At 66.5% G+C, this 6283-nt stretch carries 4 protein-coding genes; 1 reads left to right on the top strand and 3 read right to left on the bottom strand.

Annotation, left to right across the window (positions count from 1 at the left end; genetic code table 11):
- Positions 1 to 125 precede the first annotated feature (125 nt).
- The 3 genes from AC5RUJ_RS09285 to AC5RUJ_RS09275 all read right to left on the bottom strand — a co-directional run bounded on the left by AC5RUJ_RS09285 (position 126) and on the right by AC5RUJ_RS09275 (position 2907).
- The gene (locus tag AC5RUJ_RS09285; RefSeq protein WP_494012440.1) at positions 126 to 914 is read right to left on the bottom strand and encodes an ABC transporter ATP-binding protein; all 789 of its coding nucleotides are present in this window, start codon (positions 912 to 914) and stop codon (positions 126 to 128) included.
- Between the two features lies 1 nt (position 915).
- Entirely contained in the window at positions 916 to 1815 is a 900-nt protein-coding gene (locus tag AC5RUJ_RS09280) for an ABC transporter permease (protein ID WP_493979031.1), read from the bottom strand.
- 102 nt (positions 1816 to 1917) lie between these two features.
- Entirely contained in the window at positions 1918 to 2907 is a 990-nt protein-coding gene (locus tag AC5RUJ_RS09275; RefSeq protein ID WP_494025781.1) for an ABC transporter substrate-binding protein, read from the bottom strand.
- Positions 2908 to 3277: 370 nt separating this feature from the next.
- Between AC5RUJ_RS09275 and hrpA the strand changes: the two genes are divergently transcribed.
- Positions 3278 to 6283, top strand: a 3006-nt coding sequence (hrpA, locus tag AC5RUJ_RS09270) for an ATP-dependent RNA helicase HrpA (protein ID WP_494155785.1), incomplete at its 3' end; no start/stop codon positions are given.

Below are 6283 nucleotides of genomic sequence, written 5' to 3'. Positions count from 1 at the left end.
GAGCTCGCGGGCCGGCTGGCTGCCGCGGCCGGCACGGGAACGGCGGCCGCCCCTACCGCCTAGGTGGGACAGCCGCCGTCGTACGTCGACCCGGTCCGATGCCGGTGGCTCCTGCAGCGCGGACGCTACTGGAGCATGGTGCGGTCGTCGACCACGCCCTTGATCTTCTCGAACTCATGCAGCAGGTCCGGCACGGTGGCCTTCTGCTTCTGTTCCTGGTCGAGGTCCAGGATGATCCGGCCCTCGTGCATCATGATCAGCCGCGTGCCCAGCCGGAGCGCCTGCTCCATATTGTGGGTCACCATCAGCGTGGTCAGGCGGTGCCGGTCCACCACCTCGGCGGTCAGGCGGCTGACCAGCTCCGCACGCTGCGGGTCGAGTGCGGCGGTGTGCTCGTCCAGCAGCAGGATCTTCGGGCTGCTGAACGTGGCCATCAGCAGCGACAGCGCCTGCCGCTGGCCGCCCGAGAGCAGGCCGACCTTGGCCTTGAGCCGGTTCTCCAGCCCGAGCTCCAACGAACGCAGCTCTTCCTTGAAGAATTCGCGCTTCCTGCGGGTCACGCCGGGGCGCAATCCGCGGCGCTTACCGCGTTCGTAGGCGATGGCCAGGTTCTGTTCGATGGTCATCTCCGGTGACGTTCCCGCCATCGGGTCCTGGAAGACGCGGCCGACGAAGCGGGCACGCTGGTGGTCGGCGAGCCTGGTGACGTCGTTGCCGTCGATGCTCACCGTGCCGACGTCGGGGCGCAGCTTGCCGGAGGTGATGTTCAGGATGGTCGATTTGCCGGCACCGTTGCTGCCGATCACCGTGACGAATTCGCCGGCGGCCAGGGACAGGTTGATCTCCTGCAGGGCGACGCGCTCGTTGACGGTGCCCGCGAAGAAGGTCTTGTGAACGTTCTTGATATCCAGCATGTCAGCCCTTCGCTCCCGTCAGGGACTTCTTCATCTTTCCGAGCCCGCCGACGCGGCGAAAGACCTTCCACTGCGGCAGCACCAGCGCGATGACCACCAGCACGGCCGAGACCAGCTTCATGTCGTTCGGCTGCAGGCCGGCCTGGAGGGCCAGCTGGATGACCACGCGGTACAGTACGGAACCGAGCACCACGGCCAGGGTGGCGATCCAGATCAGGCGGGTTCCGAAGATCGCCTGGCCGATGATCACCGAGGCCAGGCCGGCCAGGATCAGGCCGATGCCCATGCCGATGTCGGCGAACCCCTGGTACTGGGCGATGAACGCGCCGCAGACGGCCACGAGCCCGTTGGACAGGGCGAGGCCCAGGATCTTCTGGTTGTCCGTGCTGACGCCGAAACTGCGGATCATCTGTTCGTTGTCGCCGGTCGCCTGCATGGCCAGTCCGATGTCGGTGTGCAGGAACCAGTCCATGATCACCTTCACCACCAGGGCGACCAGCAGGAAGATGGCGATGGCGCCGATGCCGCCGAGCATCCCCGACTCGCGCAGCGGGGTGATCAGGGTTTCTTCGCGCAACAGCGGCAGGTTGGCCCGGCCCATGATGCGCAGGTTGATGGAATAGAGGGCGATCATTGTCAGGATGCCGGCCAGCAGGCCGTTGATCTTGCCCTTGGTGTGCAGCAGGCCGGTGACGGTGCCGGCAGCCATACCGGCGATGAAGGCCAGGATGGTGGCCATGACCGGCGGCATGCCGTTGATGATGCTGATGGCGGCGACTCCGGCGCCGGTGGTGAAACTGCCGTCGACCGTCAGGTCGGGAAAATCGAGGATGCGGAAGGTCAGGTAGACCCCCAGGGCCATGATCGCGTAGATCAGCCCAAGCTCAACCGCGGTAATCATAGGTAGTAGACCTTGGTTCTCTCGTGGCGTCGATCCGGCGGCCGGGCTGGCCGGCCGCCGGAGGGACTGCGGACTTCTTCGGCTCGAGCTGGAAGGTCGGGCTTACTCGAAGACGTGGTCGGCCGTGTCGGCGTAGCCGTCCGGCAGGGTCACACCCATGCGCTTGGCGGCGGCCGGGTTGACGTAGAGTTCCAGTTCGGTCTGGGTCTCCACCGGCATGGAGGCCGGTTCAGCCTCGCCCTTGAGGATCTTCACGGCCATCTCGCCGGTCTGGTAGCCCAGCTTTTCGTAGTTGATGCCGTAGGTGGCCACCGTGCCGCGCTTCACCGAGTCGCCCTCGGCGGCAATCGTCAGGATCTTCTTGGATTCGGCCACCTGGATCAGGGACTCGAGGGCGGACACCACGTTGTTGTCGGTCGGCACGTAGAACGCGTCGACGTCGAGCGACTCGGCGGCCTGCTGGACTTCACCGGAGTTGGAGATTGCTGCTTCCTTGATCTCCAGGCCCAGTTCCTTCGCCGCTTCCTTGGCCCATTCGACCTGCACGGTGGAGTTGACCTCGCCCGAGGAGTAGACGATGCCCACGGACTTCGCGTCCGGGTTCAGCTCCTTGACCAGGGCCAGCTGCTCCTCGACCGGGTTGCGGTCCGAGGTACCGCTGACGTTCGATCCCGGAGCGTCCATGCTTTCCACCAGCGAGGCGGACTCCGGGTCGGTAACCGCGGTGAACAGGATCGGGGTGTCGGCGATTGCCTGCACGGCCGCCTGCGCGGTGGGCGTCGCGATGGCCAGGATGAGGTCCTTCTGGTCGCTGGCGAACTTGCCGGCGATGGAGGTCGCGGTGCCCTGGTCGCCCTGCGCGTTCTGCTCGTCGTAGGTCACGGTCTCGCCCTCGACGTAGCCGTTGTCGGCCAGCGCCTTCTTGAACCCTTCGCGGGCCGCGTCCAGGGACGGATGCGAGACGATCTGGCTGATGCCGATCTCCACCGATTCGGTGCTGCCTTCGGCGGCATTGCCCTCGGAGGATCCCGCGTTGCCGCACGCGGAAACAAGCAGGGCGGTGGCCAGCAGGCCTGACCCCAGGCCGAACATGGTCGAACGTTTCTTCACGATGTTCCTTTCAAATGTCCGTCACGTGCCGGATAGCCCGGCACTTTTCCGCCTTGCCGCCCCTCCCCGGCGCGGCTGAAGCGGTCCGCCACACGCGGCGTCGTCATCGGCGCCGGCGGTTATGGCAGGCAACCCTGCGGAAGCGTCCTGAAGATCTTACCTGTGAACCGAGTCACATTGTCTAATCAGAACCGCGGGGTCAGGACAACCATATGAGATACGTCTCCCCCGCCGGACAAATTGCATCCGTTTGTCGCCGGATAGTTATTTATGTCCACGGACGCACGCCGGGCCGTGCGCGCTGTGCGGACGGTCCGGGGCAGCGGGCCCAGCGACTAGACTGTGGTCAATCATGGCTGTGAACATCACGTATCCCGCGGCCCTGCCGGTTTCGGAGCGGCGCGAGGACATCACGGCGGCCATCGCCGCGAACCAGGTGACCGTCATCGCCGGCGAAACCGGCTCCGGCAAGACAACACAAATCCCGAAGATGTGCCTGGAGCTGGGCCTGGGCGAGAAGGGGCTGATCGGCCACACCCAGCCCCGGCGGCTGGCCGCCCGGACCGTGGCCGAACGCATCGCCGAGGAACTGGACGTGAAGATTGGCCAGGAGGTCGGCTTCCAGGTCCGCTTCACCGGCGAGGTCGGCCGGGATACCCGGATCAAGCTGATGACGGACGGCATCCTGCTGGCCGAAATCCAGCACGACAAACTCCTGAAAAAGTACAGCACGATCATCATCGACGAGGCCCACGAACGCAGCCTCAACATCGACTTCATCCTGGGCTATCTCAAGCAGATCCTGCCCAAGCGTCCGGACCTGAAGGTCATCATCACCTCCGCGACGATCGACCCGGACCGCTTTGCCCGGCACTTCGGCAGCGACGACGCACCGGCGCCGGTGATCGAGGTTTCCGGCCGGACCTACCCGGTGGAAATCCGCTACCGCCCGCTGAACCAGCCGGCGGCCACCGATCCCGACAACCCGGACGTGGACGTGCTGGAGGAAGACCGCGACCCGCTTGACGCCGTCTGTGACGCAGTGGACGAGCTGTCCCTGGAGGCTCCCGGCGACATCCTGGTCTTCTTCTCCGGCGAGCGCGAGATCCGCGATGCCGCCGACGCCCTCACGGCCAGGATCAAGACCAACCGCCGGCTGGCCGGCACCCAGATCCTGCCGCTGTACGCCCGGCTGTCGTTGGCGGAACAGCACCGGGTCTTCTCCCCCGGCAGCCAGCGCAGGATAGTGCTGGCCACCAACGTGGCCGAGACGTCGCTGACGGTTCCGGGCATCAAGTACGTCATCGACACCGGCACCGCGCGCATCTCCCGCTACTCGCACCGGACCAAGGTCCAGCGGCTGCCGATCGAGCGCATCTCGCAGGCCTCGGCCAACCAGCGCTCGGGCCGCTGCGGCCGCGTGAGCGACGGCATCGCCATCCGGCTCTACTCCGAAGAGGACTACGAGTCCCGGCCCGAGTTTACCGACCCCGAGATCCTGCGCACCAACTTGGCCGCGGTCATCCTGCAGATGACCGCGATGGGCGTGGCCCGCGGTCCCAAGGACATCGAAGCCTTCCCGTTCGTGGAGCCGCCCGAGTCCCGTGCCATCAACGACGGCGTCACCCTCCTGCGCGAACTCGGCGCCCTGCCCGAGCCCGGCGCCAAGGGAGGGCCCGCGCCGAAGTCGGGCCTCACGGCCGTCGGGCGCAAACTGGCGCAACTGCCGGTGGACCCGCGCTTGGGCCGCATGATCGTGGAAGCCGGCCAACGCGGCTGCGTGCGCGAGGTGATGGTCCTGGCGGCGGCGCTGACCATCCGGGACCCCCGGGAACGGTCCCATGGGGACAATGCGGCCAAGCAGCAGCAGGCCAACGAGAAGCACAAGCGCTTCGTGGACGAGAAGTCCGACTTCACCGGCATCCTGAATTTGTGGCGCTATCTGCAGGAGCGGCAGCAGGAGCTCTCCTCCACCCAGTTCCGCAAACTGTGCCGCACGGAATTCATCAACTACCTGCGGGTCCGGGAGTGGCAGGACCTGTTCGCGCAGCTGCGCCAGTTGGCCAAGCCGCTGGGCATCGCGCTGGAGTCGGGACACGAGGTCGACCCCGTGGGCAGGCACGATGACATCCACAAGTCCCTGCTCGCCGGCCTGCTGAGCCACATCGGCGTGTACGAGGAGCGCAAGCGCGAATATGCCGGCGCGCGAGGCACCCGGTTCGCCATCTTCCCCGGATCGGCGCTGTTCAAGAAGTCGCCGGACTGGGTGATGGCCGCCGAGCTCGTGGAAACCTCACGGCTGTGGGCCAGGGTGGCGGCGAAATTCGATCCCGCCTGGGCCGAAGAGATTGCCCCGCAGCTGTGCAAACGCACGTATTCGGAGCCGCACTGGTCCAAGAAGATGGGCTCCGTGATGGCCTACGAGAAGGTCACCCTCTACGGGGTGCCGATCGTCCCGCAGCGCCGCATCCAATACGGCAGGATCGACCGGGAACTCAGCCGCGAGCTGTTCATCCGCCATGCCCTGGTGGAGGGCGACTGGCGCACGCACCACAAGTTCTTCCACCGCAACCGCAAGCTGCTGGCCGAGGTCGAGGAACTGGAGACGCGGATGCGCCGCCGCGACCTGCGCGTGGACGACGAAACGCTGTTCGAGTTCTACGACAAACGGATCGGCCCCGAGGTGGTCTCCGAACGGCACTTCGACAAGTGGTGGAAGGATGCGCGGGCGGAGAATCCCACGCTGCTGGATTTCGATCCGGATGCCGTGCTGGCCGCCGACGCCGAGGAACTCGACACCTCGGCGTTCCCGAAGACCTGGCGGCAGGGGACCTTCGAGCTCCCGCTGAGTTATGAATTCTCGCCCGTGGCACCGGGGGCAACCCCGGATCCGTCGGACGGCGTAACGGTGCACGTGCCGGTGCTGTTCCTCAACCAGCTGGACGCGGCTCCGTTCCGCTGGCAGATCCCGGGCCTGCGGGTGGAGCTGGTGACCGCGCTGATCAAGTCGTTGCCCAAGCAGATCCGGAAGAACTTCGTTCCCGCCCCGGACGTTGCCCGGAGCGCGGCGGCGGCCCTGGCTGCGGACTTCGATCCGGCCGAAGATGACCTGGAGCCGTCGCTGGAGCTGGTCCTGCGCCGGCTGAAGGGACACATCATCCCGCCCGGCTCATGGAACTGGGAGACCGTTCCGCCGCACCTGCGCATGACATTCCGCGTGCTCGACGGCACCGGCAAGGTGCTGGGCGAGGACAAGGACCTGGACCGGCTGCAGCAGGAACTCGCGCCGGCGAACCGCCGGGCCATCGCCGAGTCGCTGGGAGCGACCCCGAAGACCGCGCAGCCGTCGCCGGCGGGT

This window comes from Arthrobacter sp. Y3223164 (genome assembly GCF_059091005.1).
The sequence above is the reverse complement of the archived record's forward strand: the minus strand, read 5'-3'. Positions and strand labels throughout refer to the sequence as shown.